Source organism: Archangium sp., assembly GCF_057119385.1.
The window spans coordinates 60,324-86,599 of record NZ_DBNGVP010000102.1 but is presented as its reverse complement, the minus strand read 5'-3'; the positions used below and the strand labels follow the sequence as shown (position 1 = coordinate 86,599).

Annotated in this window: 23 protein-coding genes; 10 read left to right on the top strand and 13 right to left on the bottom strand. The window is 68.8% G+C overall.

Annotated elements, in window-relative coordinates; all coding sequences use genetic code 11:
* Positions 1-121 precede the first annotated feature (121 nt).
* The 4 genes from AC16DP_RS25055 to AC16DP_RS25040 all read right to left on the bottom strand — a co-directional run bounded on the left by AC16DP_RS25055 (position 122) and on the right by AC16DP_RS25040 (position 4,151).
* The gene (locus tag AC16DP_RS25055; RefSeq protein ID WP_329730174.1) at positions 122-583 is read right to left on the bottom strand and encodes a DUF2267 domain-containing protein; all 462 of its coding nucleotides are present in this window, start codon (positions 581-583) and stop codon (positions 122-124) included.
* A gap of 116 nt (positions 584-699) precedes the next feature.
* Positions 700-2,121, bottom strand: coding sequence for an IgA Peptidase M64 (locus AC16DP_RS25050; RefSeq protein WP_329730173.1), 1,422 nt, complete (start codon positions 2,119-2,121; stop codon positions 700-702).
* A 64-nt stretch (positions 2,122-2,185) separates the two neighbouring features.
* The gene (locus AC16DP_RS25045) at positions 2,186-2,569 is read right to left on the bottom strand and encodes a hypothetical protein (RefSeq protein WP_329730172.1); all 384 of its coding nucleotides are present in this window, start codon (positions 2,567-2,569) and stop codon (positions 2,186-2,188) included.
* 91 nt (positions 2,570-2,660) lie between these two features.
* A complete protein-coding gene (locus AC16DP_RS25040; protein ID WP_329730171.1) occupies positions 2,661-4,151 on the bottom strand; it encodes a PEGA domain-containing protein in 1,491 nt (496 codons plus the stop codon).
* A gap of 535 nt (positions 4,152-4,686) precedes the next feature.
* Here AC16DP_RS25040 and AC16DP_RS25035 point away from each other — a divergent pair.
* Positions 4,687-5,694, top strand: coding sequence for a diacylglycerol/lipid kinase family protein (locus tag AC16DP_RS25035; protein ID WP_329730170.1), 1,008 nt, complete (start codon positions 4,687-4,689; stop codon positions 5,692-5,694).
* A 9-nt stretch (positions 5,695-5,703) separates the two neighbouring features.
* Complete coding sequence (locus AC16DP_RS25030) at positions 5,704-6,243, top strand: hypothetical protein (protein WP_329730169.1); 540 nt, start codon at positions 5,704-5,706, stop codon at positions 6,241-6,243.
* A 9-nt stretch (positions 6,244-6,252) separates the two neighbouring features.
* Here the strand turns inward: AC16DP_RS25030 and AC16DP_RS25025 are convergent, their stop codons facing one another.
* Positions 6,253-7,065 carry a class I SAM-dependent methyltransferase gene (locus tag AC16DP_RS25025; RefSeq protein WP_329730168.1) on the bottom strand — a complete coding sequence of 271 codons (813 nt, stop codon included), beginning with the start codon at positions 7,063-7,065 and terminating at the stop codon, positions 6,253-6,255.
* A 98-nt stretch (positions 7,066-7,163) separates the two neighbouring features.
* On the opposite strand from AC16DP_RS25025, the gene AC16DP_RS25020 reads away from it, so the two are divergent.
* The 4 genes from AC16DP_RS25020 (at position 7,164) to AC16DP_RS25005 (ending at position 11,759) form a co-directional block, all read left to right on the top strand.
* Positions 7,164-8,207, top strand: coding sequence for an AraC family transcriptional regulator (locus AC16DP_RS25020; protein ID WP_329730167.1), 1,044 nt, complete (start codon positions 7,164-7,166; stop codon positions 8,205-8,207).
* A 77-nt stretch (positions 8,208-8,284) separates the two neighbouring features.
* The gene (locus AC16DP_RS25015; protein ID WP_329730166.1) at positions 8,285-8,974 is read left to right on the top strand and encodes an NUDIX hydrolase; all 690 of its coding nucleotides are present in this window, start codon (positions 8,285-8,287) and stop codon (positions 8,972-8,974) included.
* A 105-nt stretch (positions 8,975-9,079) separates the two neighbouring features.
* A complete protein-coding gene (locus tag AC16DP_RS25010) occupies positions 9,080-9,886 on the top strand; it encodes a protein phosphatase 2C domain-containing protein (protein WP_329730165.1) in 807 nt (268 codons plus the stop codon).
* A 4-nt stretch (positions 9,887-9,890) separates the two neighbouring features.
* Positions 9,891-11,759, top strand: coding sequence for a hypothetical protein (locus AC16DP_RS25005; protein WP_329730164.1), 1,869 nt, complete (start codon positions 9,891-9,893; stop codon positions 11,757-11,759).
* Positions 11,760-11,801: 42 nt separating this feature from the next.
* Here AC16DP_RS25005 and AC16DP_RS25000 read toward each other — a convergent pair whose 3' ends face one another.
* Genes AC16DP_RS25000 through AC16DP_RS24980 form a run of 5 tightly spaced genes read right to left on the bottom strand, consistent with a single transcriptional unit; the run spans position 11,802 to position 17,189 of the window.
* On the bottom strand, positions 11,802-12,665 hold the full coding sequence (locus AC16DP_RS25000; RefSeq protein WP_329730163.1) for a WD40/YVTN/BNR-like repeat-containing protein: 864 nt from the start codon (positions 12,663-12,665) through the stop codon (positions 11,802-11,804).
* A 39-nt stretch (positions 12,666-12,704) separates the two neighbouring features.
* Entirely contained in the window at positions 12,705-13,685 is a 981-nt protein-coding gene (locus tag AC16DP_RS24995) for a DUF4150 domain-containing protein (protein ID WP_329730162.1), read from the bottom strand.
* Positions 13,685-14,755 (bottom strand): hypothetical protein, encoded by a 1,071-nt coding sequence (locus AC16DP_RS24990; protein WP_329730161.1) that lies wholly within the window; start codon positions 14,753-14,755, stop codon positions 13,685-13,687. The genes AC16DP_RS24995 and AC16DP_RS24990 overlap by 1 nt, the downstream gene beginning before the upstream one ends.
* Positions 14,752-15,822, bottom strand: a complete 1,071-nt coding sequence (locus AC16DP_RS24985) for a DUF2169 family type VI secretion system accessory protein (protein WP_329730160.1) — start codon at positions 15,820-15,822, stop codon at positions 14,752-14,754. Before AC16DP_RS24985 ends, AC16DP_RS24990 begins: the two co-directional genes overlap by 4 nt.
* Positions 15,819-17,189: a TIGR02270 family protein gene (locus AC16DP_RS24980; RefSeq protein WP_329730159.1), complete on the bottom strand. Its 1,371-nt coding sequence runs from the start codon at positions 17,187-17,189 to the stop codon at positions 15,819-15,821. The genes AC16DP_RS24985 and AC16DP_RS24980 overlap by 4 nt, the downstream gene beginning before the upstream one ends.
* Positions 17,190-17,386: 197 nt before the next feature.
* On the opposite strand from AC16DP_RS24980, the gene AC16DP_RS24975 reads away from it, so the two are divergent.
* The 4 genes from AC16DP_RS24975 (at position 17,387) to AC16DP_RS24960 (ending at position 21,910) form a co-directional block, all read left to right on the top strand.
* A complete protein-coding gene (locus AC16DP_RS24975) occupies positions 17,387-18,457 on the top strand; it encodes a cysteine hydrolase family protein (protein ID WP_329730158.1) in 1,071 nt (356 codons plus the stop codon).
* 72 nt (positions 18,458-18,529) lie between these two features.
* Positions 18,530-19,342: a hypothetical protein gene (locus tag AC16DP_RS24970; RefSeq protein ID WP_329730157.1), complete on the top strand. Its 813-nt coding sequence runs from the start codon at positions 18,530-18,532 to the stop codon at positions 19,340-19,342.
* Positions 19,343-19,558: 216 nt separating this feature from the next.
* Positions 19,559-21,025 (top strand): HAMP domain-containing sensor histidine kinase, encoded by a 1,467-nt coding sequence (locus AC16DP_RS24965; RefSeq protein WP_329730156.1) that lies wholly within the window; start codon positions 19,559-19,561, stop codon positions 21,023-21,025.
* Positions 21,026-21,136: 111 nt separating this feature from the next.
* Positions 21,137-21,910: an SDR family oxidoreductase gene (locus AC16DP_RS24960; protein WP_329730155.1), complete on the top strand. Its 774-nt coding sequence runs from the start codon at positions 21,137-21,139 to the stop codon at positions 21,908-21,910.
* Positions 21,911-22,096: 186 nt separating this feature from the next.
* On the opposite strand, the gene AC16DP_RS24955 is transcribed toward AC16DP_RS24960, so the two are convergent.
* The 3 genes from AC16DP_RS24955 to AC16DP_RS24945 form a co-directional block, all read right to left on the bottom strand.
* Positions 22,097-23,152, bottom strand: coding sequence for an RICIN domain-containing protein (locus tag AC16DP_RS24955; protein WP_329730154.1), 1,056 nt, complete (start codon positions 23,150-23,152; stop codon positions 22,097-22,099).
* Between the two features lie 145 nt (positions 23,153-23,297).
* The gene (locus tag AC16DP_RS24950; protein WP_329730153.1) at positions 23,298-25,769 is read right to left on the bottom strand and encodes a cation-translocating P-type ATPase; all 2,472 of its coding nucleotides are present in this window, start codon (positions 25,767-25,769) and stop codon (positions 23,298-23,300) included.
* Positions 25,766-26,269, bottom strand: coding sequence for a universal stress protein (locus tag AC16DP_RS24945; RefSeq protein WP_329730152.1), 504 nt, complete (start codon positions 26,267-26,269; stop codon positions 25,766-25,768). Before AC16DP_RS24945 ends, AC16DP_RS24950 begins: the two co-directional genes overlap by 4 nt.
* Positions 26,270-26,276 lie beyond the last annotated feature (7 nt).

The following is a 26,276-nucleotide window of genomic DNA, read 5'->3' as shown; positions in this document are numbered from 1 at the left end:
CAGGCGAAAGGTGGAGGAGATGCGGCGGTCGTCTCCTCATCCACCCAACTTATCCGGTCTCTTCCTCCACCCAACCTACCCTGTGGTCTCGACTATGTTGAAAAACTTGTCGGACAGTCCACTAGCGCGGCAGGTCCGCGTCGCGCCGGGCGGCGTCGAAGGTGCCGGCGATGTTGGGAGGCATCTCCGAGCGGATCTTCTGCGCCAGCTTCTCGGTGATTTGAGAATGCAGGGAGCCGAAGAAGACGTGGAGCACGAGGCGGACGTTCTCGGGCTCCACCTGCAGCCGCTCGGCGATGTCCAGGTAGAAGTCGTCCTTGTCGAACTTCTGAGCGGGAGCACTCCTTTCCTTCCAGCTGCGCTCGAAGAGCCGGCGCAGGCCTTCGGGGAACTGTTCACGGAGCTCCTGCACCAGCCCACCGGGGAGCCGCTCGCAGAGCGCGCTCATCACCGCATCCGCCACCTCCGTCGGGGAGTACTCGGGAACCTCGCGGTTGATATGCGCGAGGAAGGACTCCACGCTCGTTCCTACGCCCTCACCAGACCAGGACTCCGTCGTATCCATGTTTTGCATCATGGCCATGGGTGTGTCCGCCTCCTTTCCCTGTCAGGTTGGAGACGTACAACCCGGGCGGCAGCAGGCAGGGGACGGAGGCCCTGCCCGCCGGGGTCTCGGCTCACGGACCCGAGCGGCCTGCCTCAGGGAGCCGTCTTCGGGCCCTTGCCCGTGCGAGGGCCCGCGTACAGGTCGATGACCTCGGTGAGGGCGTGCTGGCAGACGGAGCAGAAGGGCACGCGGTCGCGGGTGAACATCACGCAATCCACCTGGGGCCGGTAGTAGCCGCGGGCCTCGTACATGGCGCCCTCGAAGGCGCCCACCTTGCCGGCGTACTGCTGCTGGCCGAGGAACTTCTCCTCCCAGTCGCGCTGCGAGGTGAAGAGCGCGTCCATCTCCGGCTCGGGGCGGCGCTCGGCGCGGATGCGGCGGCGCTGCTGCTGCACCTCGCGCGCGTGCTGCTCGTACTCGTCCTTCCGCCAGGGCGTGGGCAGCGGCGTGCCGGACGTCATCAGGTGCTTCCACTTGAGCTGCTCGGGGTCGTTGAGCGCGGTGACGTTCTTCTCCCACGGCTCCACGCGCTCCTCGGCGGGGGCGTAGGCCGAGTCCGAGGTGTAGTACTCGTCGGCGAGCCCGGCGAAGTGGTGGCCGAGCTCGTGGACGAAGACGTAGGGGGCCCAGAGGCTGTCGGCGGCCACGGTGCTGTAGAGGCCGAAGATGCCTCCGCCGCCGTAGGTGTTGCCGTTGACGAGGATTTCCACGAACTCGTAGGGCGCGAAGGCGGCGATGTCTCGGAAGCGGCGGTTCTCGAAGGTGAGGACGTAGCGCTCGCTGCCGAAGGCGTCATAGGTGGAGCCCACGGGCGAGTCGCGGTGGATGCCGGTGGAGGGGCGCGAGATGCCGGACTCGCGGGCGGCGGGCATGAGGCCCCACACGTTGAAGTCCTGCTTGCGCTCCTTGAAGGGCGAGAAGCCGAAGAGGAACTCCACCAGGCGCCGGGCGTCCTTCTCGAACTTGGCGCGCTCCTTCTCGGTGTAGCCATCGCCGAGGATGAGGAAGTCCACCTTGTCCGCGGACGGGCCGTTGTCCACCAGCTTCAGCAGCGTGCCGGGCGAGGCGGGCGGGGCCGGGTCGACGAACATGTCCTTCGGGTCCACGGTGAAGCTCCACAGCTCGCGGAAGGAGTTGTCCTTCGCGCGCTTCTTGAGAATCACCTGCACGGGCTTCTCGGGGGTGGGGAAGCGCAGGGACTCGTGGAAGGTGCGGTTCACCTCGCGGGCCTCGGGCGTCTGCTCCCACTCGCCGTAGATGGAGGCGAAGCCGCGCGAGTACAGCAGCCGGTTGGTGGCGCGATCGCGCACCTCGAAGAGGTACTTGCCGAGGTTGGTCTCATCCACGCCGCGAGCCGGGTGGCCGGGCCAGGGCAGCGGCTCCACCACGAGCCGGTCGAGGCTGAAGCGCTCCTCGGTGGCGTTGCCGGTGTGGAAGTAGTCGACGCGGAAGGTGCGGGGGGCCGGAGCGCTCGTGGCGCTCGCGGCCAACAGCAGGGCCAGGAGGACGTTCATGCCGCGGGAACGTACCAGAGGCGGTGCGCCTCCCAAGCCCGTGGAACCGGAGCGGGCGCGGTGCTCAGCAGGTCCAGGCGCAGGTGGTGCCGCCGTTGACCGCGTTGCAGCGGTCGGCGGAGATCGCGTAGCTGTTGCAGTAGTTCCAGGACACGGTGCTGCCGCTCTTGGGCTGGCAGCACGTCACCGGGCAGTTGGTGTTGTTCCACGCGCACGCCGTCCCGCTCCACACCTGGTTGCAGCGCCCCGGCGAGTACGCCACCGAGTCGCAGAACGCCTCCGTGTACCCGGAGTTGGGGATGGCGGAGCAACACTCGGGATACGTGGTCAGCGCGGCCGTGGCCGTGCCCGTCTGCTCCGCGCCCGTGTCCGCCGTCTCGCTCTCGACGGGGCCACAGCCCACCAGCACCAGCGTCAGCACTCCGGCGATCAGCGTCAGCTTCTTCATCCCGACTCTCCTTGTAGGGGGTTCAACCGGAGAAACTGGAATAATCAGGAGAGCGGGTCAAGAACTGAATTTCACTCCGAGTCCTGGTGGGTCAGAACGTTCCGGATAGCGTGGCGCCCGCGCCGTCCGGGCCCGCCGTGACGCCCACCGATACCGGCGGAGGCGCCTCGTTGGGGGAGAGGAAGAAGAGCACGGCCCCCGTCACCACCGCCGCGCCCGAGCCGACGAGCAGCCCCACCATGGTGTCGTGCTTCCGCGCCACGTTGCGCAGCAACTGCACGCCCCGGGTGTCGTTGCCGTCGAGCTTCCCGTCCACCAGGTGCCCGTTCGCCGGATTCGTCAGCTCCTGCCACTCGGGCTCCAGGGACAGCCGCATGTAGCCCGCGCCCGCCAGCGCCGCCACGCCCGCGCCCAGCGTCACGTAGGACAGCACGCGCAGCGGCCGCACCGAGCCACCGGACTTCGCCGTCACCTCCGGAGTCAGCATCTCCACCGAGGGCTGCTCCCACGGCGGCTGGTGGTTGGGCGTCGCGACCACGAGGCTCGGCTGATCCTTCCCCGTGGTGACGAAGTCCACCAGCGCGGAGAGCGACTCGGACGGCGCGTCGAGCCCCTGCGCCTTGACGCCTCCCTCGCGCAGCTTCTGGCCTCCCTCCACGTTGAGCACCGTGGCGGCGAGCCACTTCGGCCCGCTGCTCGCCCCCTCGAGCCGCACCACGATGACCTCCTCCACGCCCAGCGTGCCGCCCAGGCGCACCGCGTGGGACAGCTCCGTCTCTCCCTCTCCATCCGACGCGAGGCACGGGAAGGGACTGGCCGAGACCGCGCCTTCGTACGCCAGGTCCACCAGCACCGGCGTCTCCACGCCCTGCACCGGCAACTGGCGCGGGAAGCTGAGCGCCTCGCCCTTCTTCACGCTCAAGTCATACGTGCCCGCGGGCACCTCCAGCACCAGCGGCGTCTGCCCCACGCTCCGGCCATCCAGGAACACCTCCGAGGGCGACAGGTTGGACTTCACCGAGAGCTTCACCTTCCGGCCCCGCGCCAGCTCGCGGCGCAGCTTGTCGAAGGCCTGCCGCGTGGACGGCGTGTAGTAGTCCGGGTCCAACGCGTACTCCGGCTCCAGCCGCAGCACGTTGCGGAACGCGTCGTCGCTCTCCTTCACCTTGCCCAGCGCGCGCTGGTTCATCGCCAGCAGCAGCTGCGTGTCCACGTACAGCTTCCAGCGGCCCTCGCCCGGCGGCAGGCGCGTCACCTGCCGGAGCACCTCGTCGATGGCCTGCGCCGCCTTGGCATGACGCGCCTCGTAGAACTGGCCCTGCGCCGCCTCGAGCTGCCGTTTGATGTCCTCGAAGCTGCCGGAGGGCTGGGGGAACAGCCGCTCGGCGAACTCCGCCGCGCCCAGCACGTTCTCCCCGGGACGCGACACCAGCCGGTCGTAGAACGCCTTGGTGTGGCCACTGAGCTCCGCGTCCCTGCAGTCGCCGCTGGACACCACCACACGGCGTGGGGCCGCTCCCGCCGCGCCGCCGAGTACCAGCGCGAGCACCACCATCGAATATGAGTTGTTGAGGAAGGTCATGATGTCGGGGCGCGATTGCAGGGTCCGTTCCGCCGGCCACCGGGCCTCCGGCCGCCGAGATACCAGCCGTCACGCCACGCCCACAACCCACCCACCGTGCGCCAGAAGGCAGTCATTCCGCACCTTTGGGCGGGACTCCGGCTCCCTACCCATCACGGTGTCCCGCGTCCGTGCCCCAGGGCTCACGGCCTCGTGCGTCCCCAGTTCCGTCCCGATCATGGACGGTGCGTCCTCGTGACGGGAGCCACCTCGCCCGCCCCCCGGGAGAACGGACCAGGGCTTCTTTGCGCCGCTCCGCGTCATCTCCATCTTGCCAACGGGGCCGTGACGGCCAGGACCCGCGCCATTCAGGCTCCCAACACTGGAACCGGCGGCCCGGCTTGCGCCCGTCACGGGCACGCCACAGCGTGGGGGCACAGGGCACTCGCCCCCCGGGAGTGAGGGGAACCCCTCATGTGTCCTTCACTGGAAGATGACCGCCGGGTCGAGCCGCCATGACGAAACCATGACATGGCTTGGGGAGAGTGACACCGCCATGAACATCGCCGTGATGGTCAATCTGCGCGCACGCCGGGGCTCCGAGAGGATCGGCGGCATGGTGCAGCGCTTCTTCCCCCGGGCCCGCCTGGCCCTCACCCGCTCGCTGGAGGAGGCGCGGACGTGGATTTCCGAGCAGCTGCGGCCCAACCCGCCCACGCTGCTGCTGGCCGGAGGCGGTGACGGCACCATCACCGGGCTGCTCAACGAGCTGCGCCTGCAGGGCGTGGCGCTGCCGGCCATCGGGGTGCTGCCGCTGGGCACGGGCAATGCGTGGGCCCGCGTCACCGGAGCGCCCAGGCCCGCCGTGGCCCTGCGCCAGCTGGCCGCCTGTGGCGAGCGCCTGCCTCCCCTGCGCCCCTTCTCGCTGGTGCGGCTGGAGAACCGGGTGGCGCCCTTCGCCGGCACGGGCTGGGACTCGGAGGCGCTGCAGGACTTCAAGGACCACCTGTCCACGTTCCCGGCCGGGCCCCTGCGCGAGGCCAACGCCGGCCTGCGCGGGTACATGAGCGCCCTGTTCACCCGCACCATTCCCCGGCACCTGTTCGGCAAGGGCCAGTTGCAGGTGAAGGTGTACAACCTGGGCGCCCCGGCGCTCACCGTGGACGAGCACGGCCTCGTGGTGCCCCTGCCCCACGGCGAGACGGGCGCGCTGCTCTACGAGGGCCCCGTGGGCGTCGCCGGAGCGGCCACCACCACCGAGTGGGGCTTCGGCTTCAAGGCCTTCCCCTTCGCCCAGGCGGTGCCGCACCGGCTGTCCGTGCGCGTCTATGGCGCCGGGGTGACCGAGGCCACGCTCAACATGCGCCGGCTGTGGCGCGGCCATCACCCCATGCCCAAGATGCACGACTTCTTCGTCGAGCGCCTGCGCATGGACTTCGATCGCGACGTGCCCTTCCAGATGGGGGGTGACATCATGGGGCTGCGCCGCTCGCTGGAGTTCGACCTGGCCGAGGAGTCCGTGCAGTTGGTGGACTGGCGGCAACTCCAGCGTCTCGTGGCCTGAGGAGGGCCATTGGAGAAGAAGGGGAGTGCCATCCGCCGGTTCGGGGTCGTCTCGGTGGTGGCCGAGGGGCCCGGGTGCAGGGAGTTCACCGGGCAGCTCGGCACGGTCATCTGGTGCGATCCGGCCGTGTACATGCGCGGCGAGTGGACCGAGTGGGGCTACTGCGTCTACTTCCCCGCGCTGGACCGCTACGCCTCGTTCCTGGAGTCCAGCCTCCAACCGACGGGCCGGCTCGAGCCCGAGGAGGCCCACCTGGGCCGGCGCTTCGAGCTCAGCTTCGACACCGCCCTGGGCGAGGACGCGGACGTCGTCGAGGGCAGCTACCGCGTGCCGGGCCGGCCCTGGGAGATCTTCCTCTTCATGAAGCGGGACGTCCCCGAGCCCCGGCACCAGTTCAGCACCTGGCGCAGCGGCATCACGGGCATCGAGTTCGACTTCCCGAAGAAGGCGGTGCTCAACCGGGAGGCCGTGCTGCGGGGCATGTCGGAGGCGTTCGCCACGGAGGACTGGACCGAGGTACGGGGCCCGGACTCCCTGGTGCTGAAGTAGGGGCGGGCGCTACCGCCCCGAGTGCGAGCCCGCGGGCAACCCGAGCACATAGGTGACGGTGGGCTTGCCGGGCCGCTTCACCTCGCCCACCTCCCAGGTGTAGCCCTCGCGGGCGAGCGAGGCCGTCATGGCGCGCAGCTCCTCGGGGCGGTGGGCCCGGAGGGCGGACACCATCCCGTCCCAGAAACTGGCGAGCGGCGCCACCGGCAACACATAGGTGAGCAGCAGGCGCAGCGGCGTCAGCGGGCGGATGAAGGGGGTGAAGAGCCACACCATCAACGGCACCGGCAACATGGTGAGGAGGCCGATCGGCGTGCGGCGGATGACCTCGAAGGCGGCGAAGGGGACGTTGCGCTCCTGCGCGTCCGCGAGCACCTGCCGGACCTGCTCGGGCCGGAAGTGGTGCAGGGCATTGAAGAGGGTGCGCATGCCGCGCAGCTCCGGAGGCACCCGCGTGGCGTCCACGGAGCGCTCCAGGTAGTCGACGCCATGGGCGCGCGCCCGCTCGGCGGCGTTGGCGGTGGGGTACAGGTCGCTGAGCACCACGCGCGGCTTCAGGCCCTGCTCCTTCTCCAACATGCGGCACAGCCGGGGCAGGGGGCCGCTGCCTCCCGAGCCGAGGTCCAACAGCTCCTGGCGCTCCGAGGCGCGCAGGCCCCGGGCGAGTACCTCCGTGGCGGCATCGAAGGCGCCGGTCTTCTCGCTGACGGTGTGGAGGTAGTCCGTGCCCAGGTCCCGCAGGGCGTGCGGGTACCAGTCCTGATCGAGCAGCTCGAAGAGGTGCAGGCGCGGGATGAGGGCGGTGGAGGTGGACTCGTTCATGGGCGGAAGGTGCCACCCGGGCCGCCGTTCCGCACTGGCCGCTGGCGCCAGAACGGCTTGCAGCGGGCGCCAGCCGCTCGCTAGCGTCCCGGGGGGCGATGGCGTCCTCCTCTCCTCCTGCCGCCCTCTCTTCCCGGTTGGTCCGGCAGGCGCTGGACATCGCCGCCGAGCACCAGGTGCCCGTCGAGGCGCTGTGCCGCGAGGTGGGCCTGCGCCTGGAGGACCTGGACGACCCCGAGCTGCGCATCCCCTACACCGTGCTCGACACCCTCCTGGAGCGGGCGGTGGAGGTGACGGGGGACGACAACCTGGGCCTGCACATGGCGCGCATGAGCGAGGTGGACCCGGATGACGCGGCCGGGCTCGTCATCCTCACGAGCGCGACGCTGAAGGAGTCCATGGTGCGTGGGTGCCGCTACCAGCGCGTCTGGGGAGACGGGGAGCGCTTCCGGGTGGAGGACACCGAGCGCGGGGTGCGCATGCGCTTCACCCCCGTGGGTCCGTACCGGCCGGCGCACCGGCACATGGCCGAGGTCGCGCTCGTGCAGGTGGCCCTGGGGATGCGCTACTTCACGGGGGTGGACGTGCGGCCGCTCCAGGTGCGCTTCGTCCACGCCGCGCCCGCGGACCTCCGCGAGCACGAGGAGCTCTTCGCCTGCCCGCTCGTCTTCGGCGCGCCCCACAACGACATCGAGTACTCCCATGCGGACGCGGAGCTGCCCTTCGTCCACGCGGATGCGCTGCTCAACGCGATGTTCGAGAAACAGGCGCAGCGGCAGCTCTCGCGGCTGCCGGTGACGGCGAGCCTCACCGAGCGGGTGCGCGAGCAGGTGAGGCGCACGTTGTCGGGAGGGGACTTCACCTTCGAGGCGGTGGCGAGGACGCTGCACCTGCCGCCGCGCACGTTGCAGCGCAAGCTGGCCGAGGAGGGACAGAGCTACGCGGGCATCCTGGAAACGGTACGGCGCGAGCTGTCGGAGAACTACCTGCGGCGGAGGATGTCCATCGCGGAGGTGTCCTTCCTGCTGGGCTACGGAGACCCGGCCACGTTCCACCGGGCCTTCAAGCGCTGGTGGGGGATGAGCCCGGAGACCTTCCGCCGGACGCAGATTCCCTCTCCCTCTGGGAGAGGGCCGGGGTGAGGGTGTACATCCCCGCCGCTTGACGGAGTGTCCACCCAACACTATGCGGTGAGCAGAACGGAACGAAAGGAACCCCCGTGAGCTACACCTACGAGTACCCGCGCCCGTCGTTGACGGTGGACTGCGTGGTGTTCGGCCTGGACGACGAGGACCTGAAGGTGCTGCTCATCAAGCGCGGCGTGGAGCCCTTCCAGGGCCGGTGGGCGCTGCCCGGAGGCTTCGTCCGCATGGACGAGTCGCTCGAGGACGCCGCGCGCCGCGAGCTGCAGGAGGAGGCCGGCATCCGTCCCAACCTGCTGGAGCAGCTCTACACCTTCGGCGCGCCGGAGCGGGACCCGCGGGGCCGGGTGGTGAGCGTGGCCTACTTCGCGCTGGTGAAGCTGTCGGACCACCGGGTGCACGCCGCCACCGACGCCCGGGAGGCCGCCTGGTTCTCCGTCTATGACGTGCCCAAGCTGGCGTTCGACCACGCGGACATCCTCGCCACGGCCCACCAGCGCCTCAAGGGCAAGGTGCGCTACCAGCCCATCGGCTTCGAGTTGCTGCCGCCCAAGTTCACCCTCACCCAGCTGCAGCGCCTGTACGAGAAGATCCTGGAGCGCGAGCTCGACAAGCGCAACTTCCGCAAGAAGCTGCTCGCCATGGACCTGCTCGAGGAGCTCGACGAGGTGGAGCAGGACGTCTCCCATCGCGCCGCGCGCCTCTACCGATTCGATCACAAGAAGTACAAGCAGTTGGAGAAGGCCGGCTTCAACTTCGAACTGTAGTCCTCCTCCCCACCCGGGCCATCGGGTTGACTTCGTGTTTTTCGGACACTAACTTGGTTTCCGTAGAACACGAGGTCCGCCAGGCCCACCTGGGAGAGGAGAGTCATGTCCGCGCTGTCCTTCGAGCTCGCCGCCGCCACCGTGCAGGGCCGGGAGCACGCCCGAGCCGGACGCAACAACCAGGACGCCTTCTGGGCCCGGGCGAGCGAGCACGGCCTGGCCGCGGTCGTCACGGACGGGTGCGGCAGTGGGGCGCAGAGCGAGCTGGGCGCGCAGTTGGGGGCCCGCCGGGTCGTGGAGGGAGCGCTCTCGCTGCTGGGCAGGCAGGTGCCCGTCGAGTCCCCCGAGTTCCTCCAGCGCCTGGGTGCGGACGTGCTGTGCTTCCTCCAGGCCATCTCCGGAGAGCTGGGTGAGCGGGCCATCGGCGAGGCGCTCCTCTTCACCGTCGTGGGCGCCGTCGTCACCCCGGAGCACACGCTCGTCTTCTCCGCGGGCGATGGGCTCTGGGCCCTCAATGGGGACGTGCACCGGCTCGGGCCCTTTCCCAACAACGCGCCGCCGTACCTCGCCTATGGGCTGCTGAAGCCGGGGGCCGTGTCGTTGAAGGCCAACACGTTGCGGCCCACCGCCGAGGTGGACTCGTTGCTGCTCGGCACGGATGGGGTGTCGGACCTCGTGGGCCTCGCCGAGGCGCGGGTGCCCGAGCGCGAGGAGCCCGTGGGCCCGCTCTCGCAGTTCTGGAGTGACGGCCGGTACTTCTCCAACCCGGACGCGCTGCGCCGCCGCCTCGCGCTGCTCAACCGCGAGTCCGTCCGCGCCGACTTCCCCGCTCGCAGACTCGAGCGCGTGCCCGGACTGCTCTCCGATGACACCACGCTCGTCGTCCTGCGCCGCCGGCAGGGGAGGGCCTGACGCCATGGACGTCTATCTCGAGGGCAAGAGGCTCCGGTTGGACCCGAGGAAGGCGCTCGGCAAGGGAGGCGAGGCGGATGTCTTCGACCTGGGGGACGGGCGTGTCCTCAAGCTCTTCAAGCCTCCCGAGCACCCCGATTACGACAACCTCCCCCAGGAGCAGGCCGCCGCACGGTCCCGCATCGCCGAGCACCAGCACAAGCTGCCCGCCTTTCCCCGGCCCCTGCCCGCGCGGGTGGTGTCTCCCGAGACGCTCGCCACCGACAAGCAGGGCAAGACGCTGCTCGGCTACGCCATGCGCAAGCTCGAGGGCGCCGAGCCCCTGCGCCGCTTCGGGGACCCGGCCTTCCGCCGCGCCGGTGTGCCGTCCGCTCGCGTCGCCGAGCTCTTCCGCGGCCTGCACCACACGCTCTCCGCGCTCCACGGCAGCGGCGTGGTGGTGGGTGACTTCAACGACCTCAACATCCTCGTCACCGGCAACGACGCCTGGCTCATCGACGCGGACAGCTTCCAGTTCGGGCGCTATCTCTCTCCCGTCTTCACCGAGAAGTTCCTGGACCCGCTGCGCCTGGGGGGCTCGACGCAGGGATTGATGCCCTCGCGCCCGGCGTCCCCGGACAGTGACTGGTATGCCTTCATCGTCGCGCTGATGCAGAGCCTGTTGTGTGTGGGGCCCCATGGCGGCATCCACCGCCCGAAGCCTCCCACGCCCAAGGCCACGCCCACCGCTCGCGTCCTCCAGCGCATCACCGTCTTCCACCCGGACGTCCAGTACCCCAAGCCGGCCACGCCCTTCGGTGTGCTCCCGGATGACCTGCTGCACTGCCTGCACCGGGTGTTCGTCGAGGACCTTCGCGGGCCGTTTCCGCTGCCGCTGCTGGACTCGCTGCGCTTCACCGTCTGCGCGTCGTGCGGAGTGGAGCACGCGCGGGCCTCGTGCCCCACGTGCCGCCCGAGCGCGACCCTGACCACCACGCCCGTCACCACCGTGCGCGGCCAGGTGGTGGCCACCCGCCTCTTCACCACCGAGGGGGTCATCCTCCACGCCTGCGTCGAGGACGGCACGCTGCGCTGGCTCTTCCACGCGAACGGAGCGTACCGGCGCGAGGAGGGCTCGGCCGTGCTCCAGGGCGGATTGGATCCCTCTCTGCATTGGGCGCTGCAGGGCGCCGTCACGCTGGTGGGGAAGGGCGGAGAGTTCGCGGTGCTCGCTCCGGGCCAGCGCCCCGAGCGGCTCGGCGTGGATGCTCCCGAGCAGCGCCCGGCCTTCGCGGCCAATGCGCGTCACCGTTACTGGGCCCACGCTGGTGCCCTGTGGCGTGATGGAGACTTCGGTCCCGAGCGGCTCGGCGAGGTGCTCGATGGACAGACACGCCTGTTCGTGGGGCCGCGGTTCGGGCTCGGCTTCCACCGCGCGGGCTCGCTGCGTGGCGCGTTCGTCTTCGATGCCGAGCGTCCGGGACTCCGGGATGGATTGACGTTGCCGTGGCCCTCGGGCCGGCTGGTGGACGCGGAGGCCGTGTTCGATGGGACGAATTGCTGGCTCTTCCTCGCCGAGGAGACGGGCGGCCGGACGGTGAATCACTGCGTCGTGGTGGGCGCGGATGGCACCGTGAAGGCCAGCGCGAAGGGCGAGGCGGGGGATGGCTCGTGGCTCGGCTCGGTGCGAGGCAAGTGCGCCTCGGGCGAGGCCCTGTTCGCGCCCACCGACGCGGGGCTCGTCCGCGTGGAGCTGCGTCAGGGCCGGCTCGACGTGGTTCGCGAGTTCCCCGACACCGAGCCCTTCGTCGATGCCGACAGCCGCCTCTTCCTCACCCGGCACGGACTCACCGTCGTCCGCCGCCAGGACATCACCGCCCTGCGCATGACGTGAGGCCGATAGCCAGGCCAGGGAGAGGCCCTGTCGCCGATGCAGCTACAGATTCAACGGCCCACCCCACCAGCCCGTGCCATCGAAGCGGGCGACGAGCCGGCCTCCCAGACCGAAGAGGTGGTCTCCAATCGTGCGCAAGCGATACAGGGTCAGGTTCTTCACCTGCTCGAGGCCGTGCGGTTCGAGTCGGAAGACGCCATCCTTTCCTCCAGCGGCATGGAGCGCACCCCGGTACCAGGCGAGGCTGCTGATGTTGATATCTGGTGCCTTGAGCTGCTCCCAGTCGTTACCAGAACCTCGGAAGAGCATGCCTCGCGCACCCGCTACGTAGATCTCCTGCTGGGATATGCAGAGCACCGTGAGCAGGTTGTAGTTGGTCGGAGGCTCCATCTCCGCCCACTGCCCGTCCCGGTACTGGAAGATGGCTCCCTTGTCGCCAACCATGTAGACGTCGTTGGGAGCGCATCCATGGACCGCGTTCAGGCGGCGGTTCGTGGGATCTCGAACCAACTCCACCTTGCCCTTGGAGAAATGAACGCGATCTCCCTGGTCTCCGGCCGCGAACAGTTCGTCGTCCGAGGCGACCCATAGGTCGATCAGCCCATCAGGGCAGCCCAGGTCCCGCGTCGTCCACTTGCCCGCCGTATCCGTGGAGTGAAGCTGTCCCTCCATGTCCACCGCATACAGTCGGCCCGTGGGCGAGCGAATCATGGAGGTCACCCACGCCTCGGCCTCGTACATCTTCGTCCAGGTCACTGGCGTCTCATGCTGCAGTGAGCCGACAACGGAGAAGATGGATTCAGGGTCATCCACTGGCGGGGCCAGATTCGCCAGCAGTTGGAGATCCCTTGGATGGGTACCCACGATGCTGATGAGACTCGTTTGATGATCTGGTTGGTTGCTCATGTGTTCGCTCCTTCGCGGCGGGCCGTCCTGATTCCTGAATCAGAGGGCTCCACCCTCTCCTGGTACGGTGTCAGGGATGGCCGGGGGCTTCCAGCCCGAGGGCCCAGGCGGACGGAGAACGAGGTCTCCTGTTCCTCCGCACATTTGAACGAACTTCTTGTCCACCTCGATGAGAATGCACTCCGCTTCCTCGCGCGTCAGGCCAGGCCCGGGGGAAGGCTCGGTCAGCTGAGCCATGGAGTCCTGACGTGCCTCCGCATAGGAGACGTTAGTTCCGTGCTGCTTGTAGCGCTGCCGGTAGAAGCGCATCCGCTCCTTCTGCATCCGTGAGACCCGGCCGTGAGCGGTGCTTGGGTCGGTGCCATCATCCAGGGGAATGCAGGGCGCGGCGTCCTCTGTGTAGCCGGGGCAGTTGACCACCGTCACACCACGGGGTTTTTGGAAGTGCGCATTCATGATGACATGGTGCGATTGCGCTCCCTTGTACACGCCCTCCGACTTCTTCTTCTGCTCCCCGTAGGTCTCCACGGGAAATCGGGTGAGCACCTCGGGGCAGTTGGCCTGTCCTTGTGAGGCCACCGTCATCGACTCCACCTGGACCATGGGCACGGACTCGTTGCCAGGCTGGCTCGCATGGTTCGAGGTCGTCATGTCGAGGTGGCGGACGACGTTCTGCCCCTCGAACAGGACATCCATGGACCAGGAGGCGAAGTACACCTTGCCGGAGAGCTGGTGCGTGATGACGCCCTGACCGAAGGACTTCGTGGCCGCCTCGTCTCCCGAGCACTTCTTGAAGTAGGACTTGTCCCGGAGCATGACCTCCTTCCCGGAGATCTCCACCTTCTTGCTGCCCCCGGTCATGTCCGAGGAGGCGGACGAGAGGGGATAGGGAAGGGGCACGGGGCCCGCCGGTGGTCCGGGAGGCGACAGGCACACGTCTGGGAAGGCGGCGGTGACTGCTCCTGAGCCCGCCTTGCACGAGATGGAGCGGCCGTTGGCGAAGACGTTGTTTCCCATCATCAGGCTCCTTTCTGGGGAGTGGCGACGACGCAAGCCGTGCGCTCGGGCCCTGGCGACGAGACGAACAGGAGGGCGGTACGTCCTGGCGCATACCCATGCGCCATGCTGAACGCGGTGATGCACAGCATGCAGGCCGGCAGGGCAGCGCCCACATCACCGAGAATCTCGGCGGGTAGCCACAGAGGGAAGGTGGGCCGTGGCTCGCGCATGAGGCGAGCGAACGCGGTGGATGCTTCCATGAAGGCCTCACGTTCACCCGTCACGCTTCCCACGCGGAAGTCCACGTCCCGGAGCGTCCTGCGTGCGTCCACCAGCGCGTGGCGGATGGCCTGGGCGAGTCCCTCAGCCAGTTTTGGCGCGTCCTCCTGCTTCGCGGAGGGCTCCTCGGCGAAGCCCAGTCCCTGGATATCGAGCAGCGAGTGGAGGGAGTGTCCCGGGCGCGCCACCCATAGCGCAGCCGCGGCCTCTGACGGAATCACCCCGTCCGAGTTGGTCTCCGTCTTCAGCCTGTCCTGTTGCTCGAGCCACGACAGCGCTCGCGAGCCCACCAGTGAGTCGGCCGCCGCGACGATGCAGCCGTCGCACTCACGACGTGCCAGCAGTTGGACCGCATGCTCGAGCGCGCGCAAACAGCCAGAAGGACCCTGGGCGAAGACGCGTGACGAGCGGGAGAGGGGAAAGCCAAGCCGCTCCTGGAGCTCGCGCATGAGCCGCTCTTCCATGTCCAGCGGATGGTCCGGCCTGGCCGGCCCCCCGATAGCGAGTAACAGCGTCACGGACCGTGGGACCGCTTCACCGGCGCGCTCGCGCCTGGTGATACATTCGCCAATGGCTCGCACGAGCAGGGGGACCATCCGTCGATAGCCCTGGTGTGTGCGCACGATTTCCGGGACGGAGGCGCCGGTGATGGGCTGGTTCCTCTGGTCATGGAAGGGCAGCGTGTTGAACCGAGGCATGCGAGCCCGCACGGCCGCGCTGGCCGCGGCAACATCCAATCCCACGGGGCAGACCATGCCGATGCCCTGAACCACCAGCCTGGCTCCGGGGGCCGATGTGTCCAGGGTGCTCATGGCGCGTCTCCAGACCAGCGGATGTAGCGCTTCCCGGTCTGTTTCGCTCGCTGTCTGCCGGGAGTCGTGCCCACCTGGACTTCGAAGAGGTGGGTCGGCTTGCCCTTCAGCCGCGTGGTGGACCGCCAGACGAGAAGGCAGCGCCGCTCGTCCGGAAGGAGGACGACGGTATCGATGATGCTCGGCACTTCCTGGGCGCCCGACCGGTAGTGGAGTGTGATGGGCACGGTCATCTCCGGGAGCGAGAACTGGAGCCGCCCTTCGGGTGTCACTCCCGCCAGGACCACCTGTTCCCCTCCCCGCAGGTAGGGACAGGTCTGGTCCTCGGGCGCTCCCTGGAAGTAGCGATCGTCGAAGTCGAGGGGCAGGAACGGATAACGCGTATCCAACCACTTCTGGTCGTAGGTCCCAGCGTACGAACGCCTGGGTTCCCAGTTGCGGCTGATGAAGCCCAGCCCCATGGGCCGCGGTTTGTCCGTGGGATGGGAGATGAGCTGAGCCGGGTCCTCCAGATTGGGGAGCGCGGATCCCGAGATGCCTCCGTGGCTTCGGGAATGGAAGCCCACACCCAGGAGGTTGGCGTTTTCGAAGGCGTGCTGGCGCTCATCCGGATGGCTGCGGTCGATGCCTCCGAAAGCCCTCTCATAGAGCAGGGGAATCTTCAGGAAAGGCTCTGGTGCGCAAGGGCGGAGCCCTCCGAGCAGGTTCCTCTCCCAGACCCTGTTTCCAAAGACCTGGAGGGCTTTGCGGAGGGATCCCACCCGCATTCCCACCGTCATCGAGGTCACTGGCTTGCCCTGGGGCGCGTGCGCATGGCCGAGGAGGAGCACGTCCGTGCGCGGCTTTCGGAGTGAGAAGTCGCACTCCATCCGTACGCTGCTCAGGCCCGGCTCGCCGTGGTACTCGTCGGCCTTCACCAAGGGCTGCTGCCGCTGGGCGAGAGCGCAGGTTCCGTCATCGCGCAGGTCGAACGTGCCCTTCGCGACGACGAGCACGTGCTCGTAGCCGTGTTTGTCCGTGGCGATGGACACCCCCGCTTGAAGCGAGGTCAGGTTGTCGAGCCTCACACGTGCCTCCCCCGCGCTCGTGCCAGTTGCTGGAGTTGCCTGGACGTACTGGCCAGGGTGTTGAGCTGCAGTTCTCCCCGGCTCTCGATGGCGAGTCGCAAGGCCAGGACGTGCCGTCTGCGCATGGGGGCCGTCTCCAGGGCATTCAAGAGGCTCTCCCGGTCCAAGGGGCTTCCGTACAGGTAGCGTGTGCCGGGGCTGAAGTCGCGCCGTGCGTCCTTCCACCAGGCTCGTATCGCTTCGGGTTCCGGCAGAGGAATCGCTGCCTCCGGGGCAGGCAGGAGGTCCTCATCGAGTCTCTCCTCTTCCAAGGGGATGGGCTCTTCTCGCGGCTCCTCCTGTTCCTCGCGGGCGAACTGCTCCGTCAGTTCGAGTCCGGTGATGGCTGAGAAGGCCTCGCCGGCCAGCCGGCGGCATTCTGTATCGTTCAAGAGCTCCAGGCAGGCGGCGACGGCCTCGAGGTGTCCGCTGAATCCAAGTGCCCACAGGGCATCTCTCCGCTGCTCCGGTATCGCGAGACAGTCCAGGAGCAGCTCGAGCTCGCTCCTGCCTCCATGCATGGCCAGCAAGACCATGGCGGTCCTGCTCTCGGGTCGACGCGTGGCCACGAGCTCCCGACAGAGCGGCCATGCTCGTTGGTCGCCATGGATGACGGCCACCTCGAGGGCGAGGTCTCGTGTTTCAGGCCAGAGGAGCGGGCGGCGCAGGAACTCCGGTTTCAGAGTACGGGCTGGCTGGGTGCGCGCGATACGCAGTGCTCCCGCCACCAGCCGTGGCTCCTCGCTGGTGAGAAGGTGCTCGAGACCGAAGCCCGGCTTCTCTCCTCGGAAGGCCACGATTTCGAGCACGGCCGCCTGGAGGTCTGGCTCGGCTCTTCCAAGCAGAGGCACCAGACGGGTGATGATGTTCTCGCGCGTGGCCCGTTCCAAGGCCCGCTGGATGGCGGCGCGCTGAGCCGCCCCGCATTCCTGGAAGCGGGCCACGACTGCCTCGGCTTGCGTGTCGTCCCAGCCCTCCAGGAGCGCAAGGGCTGCGGCTGTCAGTTGCGGTGGATCGAGTTCGTCTTCCGGCAGTTCGAGAACAGGGCGCAGGAGTCTCTCCGCCACGGGTCTCCCACCGAAGATGAGACCTTGCAGGTGGGCGTGCAGCCTCTCCTCGACTCTCTCGGCGAGCTCCGTGAGTGAGTAGTCAGGAGCAACCAGGCCTCGTTCCCATTGGCTCCAGAAGAATGTGGTCTCTTCCAGATGCTGCTCGACGACATCCCACAGGATGTCATCTGGCCTTCGCTCCAACATGAACTCGGGCAGTGCCAATGCCTTCATTGCCCTGAACGGTAGCACGAGCACTGAGGGAGCGACGGTTGTCACTCGTCGACAGCACACCTGCCGCGGAGGTCAACCTGCTCATCCCCCCCTTCGCGGATGACCTGACACCTTCCCGTACCTGGTCGCCCGCCTCGAATCGCTCCACGTCGACTTGACTTAGTGTTGTTCTGACACCATATTGGTGTCGTCGGTACACGAAGGGTGGCGCGGCGAGCCGCTCCATCCAGGAGGGTTGCACCATGAAGACCCAGTCGAAGCTGAAGGAGCTGCCGCTTCCGTCGTTCTACAAGCCCGCCAACGCCGCCGCTTACGGCTACGGCCCCAACGCCATGTCCCTCCAGTCCGAGGCCCAGGCCTGGCGCGGTGCTCACGGCCTCTCCGCTTCCGCCACCGACTCGTTCAACCTCCACCTGCTCCTCATCGACGTCCAGAAGGACTTCTGCTTCCCCGAGGGCTCCCTCTACGTCGCCGGCCGCTCCGGCCGCGGCGCCATCGACGACAGCCGCCGCATCGCCGAGTTCATCTACAAGAACCTCGGCGCCCTCACCAACGTCACCACCACGCTCGATACCCACTTCGCCTACCAGATCTTCTTCCCGTCCTTCTGGGTCGACCAGAATGACCAGCCCCTCACCGCCTACCGCGAAATCACTCGCGAGCAGATCGAACGCGGCCAGGTCCGCCCCAATCCCGCCATGGCCAGGTGGCTCTGCGGGGGCAACTACCCCTGGCTCCTCAAGCAGGTGAAGTACTACTGCGAGGAGCTCGAGCGCGCCGGGAAGTACACCCTCTACCTCTGGCCTCCTCACTGCCTCCTCGGCGGTGAGGGTCATGCCATCGCCGGGGTCGTCCAGGAGGCCCGCTTGTTCCACTCCTTCGCTCGCGGCGCCCAGTCCTGGGCCGAGGTGAAGGGTGGTAATCCGCTCACCGAGAACTACTCCGTCCTCCGCCCCGAGGTCCTCTCCCGCCACGACGGCCAGCCCCTCGCCCAGCGCAATACCCAGTTCTTGAAGACCCTCCTCACCGCCGATGCCGTCGTCATCGCCGGCCAGGCCGCCAGCCACTGCGTCAAGAGCTCCATCGATGACCTGCTCGGGGAGATCCTCGCCCAGGACGCCGCCCTCGCTCGCAAGGTGTACCTGCTCACCGACTGCATGTCCGCCGTCACCGTCCCCGATGGCAAGGGCGGCTTCGCCGCGGACTTCACTCCCCAGGCCGAGTCGGCGCTCAAGCGTTTCGCGGATGCTGGGATGCACCTGGTGAAGTCCACGGATCCCCTCGCTTCGTGGCCGGATCTCCGGATCTCGTAGGCAGCACACGGTTCCTCGACACCCTCACCCCGACCCTCTCCCAGAGGGAGAGGGACTTCCACGGAGGTTCAGATGAGTTCCCAATCCAACAATGGCAACAGCTCCAGCGCCAATGTCTCTCAGCTCTTCCAGGCCGCTCACGCAGAAGGGGTTCTGAGTCCTCAGGCCCTTCAGGCCCTCACCGTCGTGGACCTCGGGGCGCAGATCCAGGCCGGTCTCGGCATCAGCGTCGATGACGTCCAGGCCTCCGAGGTCGTCCTCGTCACCGTCATGCCCGATGACTCCGGCTCCATCCAGCACGCCGGCCACTCCCGCACCGTCTGCGACGGCCACAACCTCGTCCTCGATGCCCTCCTCTCCTCCCAGCAGAAGGACGGCATCCTCTTCCACACCCGCTACCTCAACGGCTTCGTCCTCAATCCCTTCCGGCCCCTCGAGGACGTCGTCCGCATGCACTCCAAGAACTACGACCCCGACAAGGGCACGCCCCTCTATGACCAGGCCGTCGTCCTGCTCGGCACCGTGCTCGCCAAGGCCCAGGAGTTCACCCGCAACGGCGTCTCCGCCCGAACCGTTACCCTCCTCATCACCGATGGCGCCGACTGCCACTCGCAGAGCTCCCGCCCCCGCGATGTCGCCGCGCTCGTGAACGACCTGCGCCGCGCCGAGAACCACATCGTCGCCGGCATGGGCATCGACGACGGCAGCACCGACTTCCGCAAGGTCTTCCGCGAGATGGGCATCGAGGACAAGTGGATCCTCACCCCAGGCCAGAGCGCCCAGGACATCCGCAAGGCCTTCCAGGTCTTCAGCCAGTCCGCCGTCCGCGTCAGCCAGGGCGCCGCCAGCTTCAGCCGCACCGCCCTCGGCGGCTTCGGCGCCTGAGATCCGGCGCGCGGAGCAGGGGCCCGCCCGGTTCCTCGCTTCCGCTTCGACGGTTCCCCTCCAGCCGGGCATGGGGAAGCCGCTTCTTCCGGACACATCTTCGTGTTGCTGAGAAGGGAGGGCGCGGGCCCTCCGTCTCCCCGGGAGGAATCGCGTGGACCCTCGCAGCGCTCGCCACGTCCCGCATCTCGGCCGCTCCTTCCGCCGGGAGGTGTCATGAGCCTCAATCGCATCATGACCGCGGCCATCGCCATGCTCGCCGCCCTCGCCCTGGCGGGCGCCGCCTCGCTCATCATCCTCACCACCTACCTCCACCGCACCACCGAGAGCATGGGCAGTGCCGTGGAGGGCGTCCGTCTGGCCGAGGCCCTCCAGGTGGATCTCCTCAGCCTCTACCGCCTGTCGGATTCGCTCCTGCGCATCCCCGCGGACTCCCCGCGCTCCTTCGCGGCCATCGAGTCCGGTCTCCGGCTCCACCTCGACGAGGCCCGCCGCAACGCCTGGTCGTCCGAGGAGCAGGCGCTCATCTCCGAGGCCGAGCGCACCATCTCCAATTACCTGCTCGCTCGCGAGAGCGTCGCGAACCTGCCCCCCGTGGAGGCCTCACGCCAGCTCGTCCCCCGCCTGGAGGAAGCACTCGCCGTGTTGGACCGGCTCGTCGTCTTCAACGTCAACGAAGCCCGCGGCATCCAGCTCCAGGCCGATCGGTGGGACCAGCTCGCCAACCTGGGCGGCATCTGCGTGGCCGCGCTCCTGGTGCTCGGCGGGGGCTCGCTGCTGTGGTGGATGCGCCGCTTCGTCTTCCGCCCCCTGCTCGACATGAGCCGCGCCATGCGCCGCTTCGGCACCGGCCGCAAGCGCACCCGCGCCCCCGAGTCCGGCCCCGTCGAGCTGCGCGACATGGCCCGCACCTTCAACGAGATGGCCAACTCCCTCGCGCGTCAGCAGGAGGAGCAGCTCACCTTCCTCGCCGGGGTGGCGCACGACCTGCGCAACCCCCTCTCCGCGCTGAAGATGTCCGCCGCCCTCGTCACCTCCGGCCGGCCCATCCCCGAGGAGCGCATGCAGAAGACCATGGCCCTCGTGCGCCGCCAGGTGGCCCGCCTGGACCGGATGGTGGGGGACCTGCTCGACGCCACCCGCATCGAGGCCGGCCGTTTCGAGCTGAGCCTCGAGGAGCGCGATGTCCGCGAGCTGGCCACCTCCGTGGTGGAGCTGTACCTGGCCGGTGGCTCCTCGCATGACCTGCGGCTCCACCTCCCCGAGGAGCCCGTCCTCCTGAGCTGTGACGCCACCCGCGTGGAGCAGGTGCTGCACAACCTGGTGAGCAACGCGCTGAAGTACTCGCAGGGCGGCAGCCGCGTGGACGTCATCGTCGGCCGCGAGGGCGAGGAGGCCGTGCTGAGCGTGGTGGACCGGGGGATTGGCATCTCCAGCGAGGAGCTGCGCACCCTCTTCGCCCCCTTCCGGCGCACGGGGCGGGCCCGGGAGAAGGCCCCGGGGGTGGGGCTCGGATTGTCCGTGGCCCGGCGCATCGTGGAGGCGCACGGGGGCCGCATCGCGGTGGAGAGCCGCCCCGGAGAGGGCTCCACCTTCCACGTCCGGCTGCCGCGCGCCCATGCCGCGGCCCACCCGGCCGGGCCTGGGGACGCCACCCCGAGCCCGGCTGGGACCGTGCACTAGCGATGGCCGGTGCGGGGAAGACGGGAACTGAAAAGGAGCTCTCCGGCTCGCTCTGACTGCTGACCCCGGGCATGCTCGTGACTTCATCCCCGCCACATAGGAGTCCTTGCCATGAGCATTCTCGAGAAGATGTCATTGAAGGGGCGTGTCGCCCTGGTCACTGGCGGCAGCCGGGGGCTGGGACTGCAGATCGCCGAGGGTCTGGGCGAGGTGGGCGCCTCCCTCGTCATCAGCTCGCGCACCCCGCACGAGCTCGAGCAGGCCGCGGCCCACCTGCGCTCCCGGGACATCCAGGTCCACACCGTCCAGGGCGACATCCGCCGCGCGGAGGATGCGCGGCGCTGGATGGAAGAGATACGGCGGGTGCACGGCCGCCTGGACATCCTCGTCAACAACGCGGCCATTCTCATGAACCTCCCCGCCGAGCAGATGTCACCCGAGGACTTCTCGCGGGTGGTGGACACCAACCTCGGCGGTCCCTTCAATGTCTCACAGGCCGCGGCACGCGCCTTCTTCATCCCCCAGCGAGACGGGCGCATCATCAATGTCTCCGCGGTGGGAGGGCTGATGACCATCCACTCGGAGGGCTGGCGCGCCACGGCCTACAGCGCGGCCAAGGCGGGGCTCAACCACATGACACGGACGCTGGCCATCGAGTGGGCTGCGCACAACATCCGCGTCAACTGTGTGTGTCCGGGCGTCTTCCCCACGCGCATGAGCGCCGAGCCCATCGCCCAGGCGGGAGAGGCCTTTGCCCAGGGCACCCCGCTGAAGCGGCTGGGCAATGAGCAGGACCTCAAGGGCATCTGCGTGCTCTTCGCTTCGGATGCCTCCAGCTACATCACGGGCCAGGTGATCTCGGTGGACGGCGGCATGTCCGTGTAGCCGGGCACCGGTACCCGCCCGGGCCCGGCCTCATGGCCTCTGCCGAGGTTCAGCAAAGACGACAGCGCCGGCTGCGTGGTGGAGTTGAGCCCGGCGAACCGGGTGTTCTGGCTCGGGCTGTAGGCCACGCAGTTGCGTGTCCCGCTCGGCGCCGCAAGGGTCCACTTCCGTGGGCAGTGGCTCTGCTCAGAAAGTGTTCGAGGGCACGAACTGGAAGCGCTGGTTGTCGCCGCCGAAGCAGTCGAACTGCACCATGAGCTGGTTGTCCGCCGTGGAGGGGCCCGACACGGAGACGCACTTGCCCGTGTGCTTGGGCTTCAAGTAGTAGTACCCCCCTCCCACGTCCACCAGCGAGAAGAGGAAGTTGTCATTGGCGTTGCAGTCGAACTGCACCAGCGGATCATTGTTGGCGAAGCCCGGAGCCGTGCGCGTGGAGTTGGACACCGCCATGCACTTGCCGCTGAACCTGGACGACCGGAGTTGGTAGTAGCCTCCTGCCTGCGGGACCAACTGCCACTGCTGGTTGGTGCCGTCAAAGCAGGTGTACTGCACCAGGTCCGTGTTGTTGGCGGTGGAGGGCCCGTACACCGAGATGCACTTCTGGGAGAATTTCGGCTTGACGTAGTAGATGGAGGACTGGACACACCAGCGCGAGGTCAGCTTCAGCGTGCTCGACCGGCCATCGTTGTAGCCAGGGTAGGAGTGATACCAGGTCATGCTGAGGGAGTGGGCCGTGTTCAGCGGGTACCTGGTACCGCCGCCGGCACACGCGGCGTGGCTTCCCGGCGCGTTGTAGTGCTTGCCAATGTTGAACGAAGCGCTGCCATCCGAGGGGTAGAAGTTCAGGCGGTCTCGGGTGTAGAAGTCGAGGTCAGTACGCTCGCTACACAGATAGGGGTAGTACCCCGCCGGGCTGACATTGAGCTGTTCGAGCAGGGAGAGCTCATACGTGACGTTGGGGGTACCCGCCCAGCCGGGGGGCGGATGCACCCATCCGAGGTTGGTGGTGGAGTAGTTCGGCTGGCCGAGGATGTTGTAGTGGGAGACGACATCGCTGCACACGGAGTACGACAGCGCGCTGCTGTGGGTGGCAATGGGCTCGTTCTCCGAGGGCAAGGCGCGCGCTTCCAGCTCGCCAGAGCCACTGCAGCCACTGGCCAGCAGTGCGGCGCCCAGCCGCAGTCCTCTCAGCAGGTGGTGGCCGTGTGACACCAGGTGGGCGGCTTCCTGAAATTCCTTCATCCGTGTGTCTCCTCTGGCTCGCGGGAGGGCTGCTTGGGCCCTTCCACCGGTAACCCGCCAGGGGGATTTTTTGCGCAATTCCGGAGATTTCAGCTCTGGGTGTCTGGGTTTGAGGGTCATGGGCGCGGCCCGGTGCCGTTCTTCGTCAACGGCGCGCGGCGCGCCGCACCCGCTTCGACACCTCCAGCACTGTCATCGGCAGGAACCCCAGCGCGAACGCCAGCCCCAACTCCCACGGGTGCATCGCTCCCAGCCCGAACAGCTCCCGCGCCGGTGGCAGCAGGTACAGCACTCCCTGCAGCCCCACCAGGAAGACCACGATGCCCAGCAGCAGCCGGTGGGTGAGCGGCCCCACCTCCCAGAAGAGGCGCGTGCTGCTGCGCGCCGCGAAGGCCCTCAACAGCTCCGCGAAGACCAGCGTGGAGAAGGCCAGCGCCCTCGCCCGGTCCAGGTGCCGCGCCGGGTCCGCCCAGATGAACACCCCCAGCACCAGCATCGCCTCCAGCATCCCCACCATCAGGATGTAGCGCCACTGCGCCCCGCCCAGCATCGGCTCGTCCGGCTTCCGGGGCGGCCTCGCCAGCAGCTCCGCGCGCGCCGGGTCCATCACCAATGCCAACGCCGGCAGGCTGTCCGTCACCAGGTTGATCCACAACAACTGCAAGGGCACCAGCGGCAGCGGCAGCCCCACCAGCGAGGCCGCGAGCATCAACAGCAGCTCGCCCACGTTGCCCACCAGCAGGTACACCAGCGTCTTGCGGATGTTCTCGTAGATGGCACGGCCCTCGCGGATGGCCGTGATGAGGGTGGCGAAGTTGTCGTCCGTGAGCACCAGGTCCGCCGCCTCGCGCGTCACCTCCGTGCCCGTGCGCCCCATGGCGATGCCGATGTGCGCCTCGCGCAGCGCCGGCGCGTCGTTCACCCCGTCGCCCGTCATCGCCACCACCTCGCCCCGCTCCTTCCAGCTCCGGACGATGCGCAGCTTGTCCGCCGCCGTCGCCCGCGCGTGGATGCGCTCCGCCGGGTCCTCCCCCGGCCGCAGGATTCCCAGCTCGCGCCCGATGGCCTGCGCCGTCTCCGGGCTGTCGCCCGTAATCATCACCGTGCGCACCCCCGCCGCGCGCGCCTCCGCCACCGCCTTCACCGCCTCGGGCCTCGGCGGGTCCGCCATGCCCACCAGCCCCAACAGCTCCAGGTCCTTCTCCTCGGGGCCCTCGCCCCGCGCCACCGCCAGCACGCGCAGGCCCCGGCTCGCCAGCTCATGGGCCGCCCGGGAGGCGCTCAACGTGGCGTCGCGGCAGCGGGGCAGCAGCACCTCCAGCGCCCCCTTCACGTAGAGCGCTCCATCCGCGCGCAGGATGGACATCCGCTTCGTCTCCGAGTCGAAGGGCCTCACCTTCACGCGCGGCCGGTCCCTTTCAATCTCCTCGCGGTGGATGCCCCGCGTCAGCGCCGCGCGCAAGAGCGCCAGCTCCGTGGGGTCTCCCGTGCCCTCCTTCCCGTCCGGCCCCAGCGAGGCGTCACAGCACGCCGCCGAGGCGAAGAGGATGGCGTGCGAGTTGTCGCCCCACACCTCGCGCACCTCCATGGTGCCCGTGGTGAGCGTGCCCGTCTTGTCCGTGCACACCACCGTCGTCGAGCCCAGCGTCTCCACCGCCTGCAGCCGGCGCACCAGCGCGTGTCTCGCCGCCATGCGCCGCACCCCCAGCGCCAGGGCGATCGTCACCACCGCCGGCAGGCCCTCGGGCACCGCCGCCACCGCCAGCGAGATGGAGGAGAGCAGCACCGTCAGCGCCCCGTTGCCCCGCCACAGCCCCAGCGCCGCCACCAGCACCACGATGGCCAGGCACGCGAGCAGCAACGTCCGCGTCACCTTCGCCAGCCGCTGCTCCAGCGGCGTCTCCGTGTCGCTCGTCGCGGCCAGCAGGTGGGCGATCTTCCCCAATTCCGTGCGCATGCCGGTGGCCTTCACCTCGGCCACCCCCGTGCCGCGCGTCACCGCCGTGCCCAGGAACACCGTGTCCGAGCGTTGCGCCAGCGGTGCGTCCTCCGCCACCGCCCGCGCCGCCTTGTCCACCGGCACGCTCTCGCCCGTCAGCGCCGCCTCGTTGGTGGCCAGGGCATGCGCCTCCAGCAGCCGCGCGTCCGCGGCCACCACGTCTCCCGCCTCCAGCAGCAGCACGTCCCCGGGCACCACCTCCGCCGAGGGCAGCTGCACCGCGTACCCGTCCCGCATCACCCGCGCCCGCGGCGCCGTCATCGAGCGCAACGCCAGCAGCGCCTGCTCGGCCTTGTACTCCTGCAGGAAGCCGATGAGCGCGTTGAGCACCACGATGGCGCCAATGGCGAGGGCGTCCGCGTACTCCGCCAGCAGCGCCGACACCCCGCACGCCCCGAGCAGCAGCGCAATCATCGGCGAGCGGAACTGCCCCAGCAGCACCCCCCACGGCGAGCGCGTCTTCTCCCGCTGGATTTCGTTGCGCCCATGCCCGGCCAGCCGCCGTGCCGCCTCGGCCTGGCTCAGCCCCAGGGCCACGGTGTTCCCGGGCCGCGGTGGGGGAGGGGGCTCCCGGCGGGTGTCCTCCCGGGGAGCGGGCGTGGGCGGGCCCGCCGTCATCCCGGCACTCCGCTCGGCTTCGGGAGGGCGAACGCCGCTTCCACCTCCGGCTCCTCGTGGCGCACCCGCGCCTTGCGGCCCGTCTCGGGCACCACCATCACCGGCTTGGGGCAGGAGCGCAGCAGCTCGTCCGCCACGCTCCCCAGCAGCGTGCGCGCGAGCGCCCCGCGCGTCCGCGTCCCCACGATGACCAGGTCCACGTCCTCCGCCTCGGCCGCCTTGCTGACGGCCACCGCCGGCTCCCCGTGCAGCACCGCGATGCTCGTGGGCGGTCCGCTGCGGCCCGTGCTCTGGCGCAGCTCCTCCAGCAGCCCGCGCGCGTAGTCCTCGCACGCCCGCTCGAAGGCGGCGAAGTCCGCCGTCTCGCCCTCGGCCACCGACGCCGGCAGCACGTGCACCAGCATCACCTGGGCTCCCACCCACCCGCCCAGTTCCAGCGCCACGCGTGCCGCCTCGCGTGCCACCTCGGTGCTGTCCACCGCCACCAGTATCCGACGCATCGCACTT

Coding starts and splice junctions, on each gene's coding strand:
- AC16DP_RS25055 (WP_329730174.1), bottom strand. CDS start 583: ATGGCCATGATGCAAAACATGGATACGACGGAGTCCTGGTCTGGTGAG.
- AC16DP_RS25050 (WP_329730173.1), bottom strand. CDS start 2,121: ATGAACGTCCTCCTGGCCCTGCTGTTGGCCGCGAGCGCCACGAGCGCT.
- AC16DP_RS25045 (WP_329730172.1), bottom strand. CDS start 2,569: ATGAAGAAGCTGACGCTGATCGCCGGAGTGCTGACGCTGGTGCTGGTG.
- AC16DP_RS25040 (WP_329730171.1), bottom strand. CDS start 4,151: ATGACCTTCCTCAACAACTCATATTCGATGGTGGTGCTCGCGCTGGTA.
- AC16DP_RS25035 (WP_329730170.1), top strand. CDS start 4,687: ATGAACATCGCCGTGATGGTCAATCTGCGCGCACGCCGGGGCTCCGAG.
- AC16DP_RS25025 (WP_329730168.1), bottom strand. CDS start 7,065: ATGAACGAGTCCACCTCCACCGCCCTCATCCCGCGCCTGCACCTCTTC.
- AC16DP_RS25020 (WP_329730167.1), top strand. CDS start 7,164: ATGGCGTCCTCCTCTCCTCCTGCCGCCCTCTCTTCCCGGTTGGTCCGG.
- AC16DP_RS25010 (WP_329730165.1), top strand. CDS start 9,080: ATGTCCGCGCTGTCCTTCGAGCTCGCCGCCGCCACCGTGCAGGGCCGG.
- AC16DP_RS25005 (WP_329730164.1), top strand. CDS start 9,891: ATGGACGTCTATCTCGAGGGCAAGAGGCTCCGGTTGGACCCGAGGAAG.
- AC16DP_RS25000 (WP_329730163.1), bottom strand. CDS start 12,665: ATGAGCAACCAACCAGATCATCAAACGAGTCTCATCAGCATCGTGGGT.
- AC16DP_RS24995 (WP_329730162.1), bottom strand. CDS start 13,685: ATGATGGGAAACAACGTCTTCGCCAACGGCCGCTCCATCTCGTGCAAG.
- AC16DP_RS24990 (WP_329730161.1), bottom strand. CDS start 14,755: ATGAGCACCCTGGACACATCGGCCCCCGGAGCCAGGCTGGTGGTTCAG.
- AC16DP_RS24975 (WP_329730158.1), top strand. CDS start 17,387: ATGAAGACCCAGTCGAAGCTGAAGGAGCTGCCGCTTCCGTCGTTCTAC.
- AC16DP_RS24970 (WP_329730157.1), top strand. CDS start 18,530: ATGAGTTCCCAATCCAACAATGGCAACAGCTCCAGCGCCAATGTCTCT.
- AC16DP_RS24965 (WP_329730156.1), top strand. CDS start 19,559: ATGAGCCTCAATCGCATCATGACCGCGGCCATCGCCATGCTCGCCGCC.
- AC16DP_RS24960 (WP_329730155.1), top strand. CDS start 21,137: ATGAGCATTCTCGAGAAGATGTCATTGAAGGGGCGTGTCGCCCTGGTC.
- AC16DP_RS24955 (WP_329730154.1), bottom strand. CDS start 23,152: ATGAAGGAATTTCAGGAAGCCGCCCACCTGGTGTCACACGGCCACCAC.
- AC16DP_RS24950 (WP_329730153.1), bottom strand. CDS start 25,769: ATGACGGCGGGCCCGCCCACGCCCGCTCCCCGGGAGGACACCCGCCGG.
- AC16DP_RS24945 (WP_329730152.1), bottom strand. CDS start 26,269: ATGCGTCGGATACTGGTGGCGGTGGACAGCACCGAGGTGGCACGCGAG.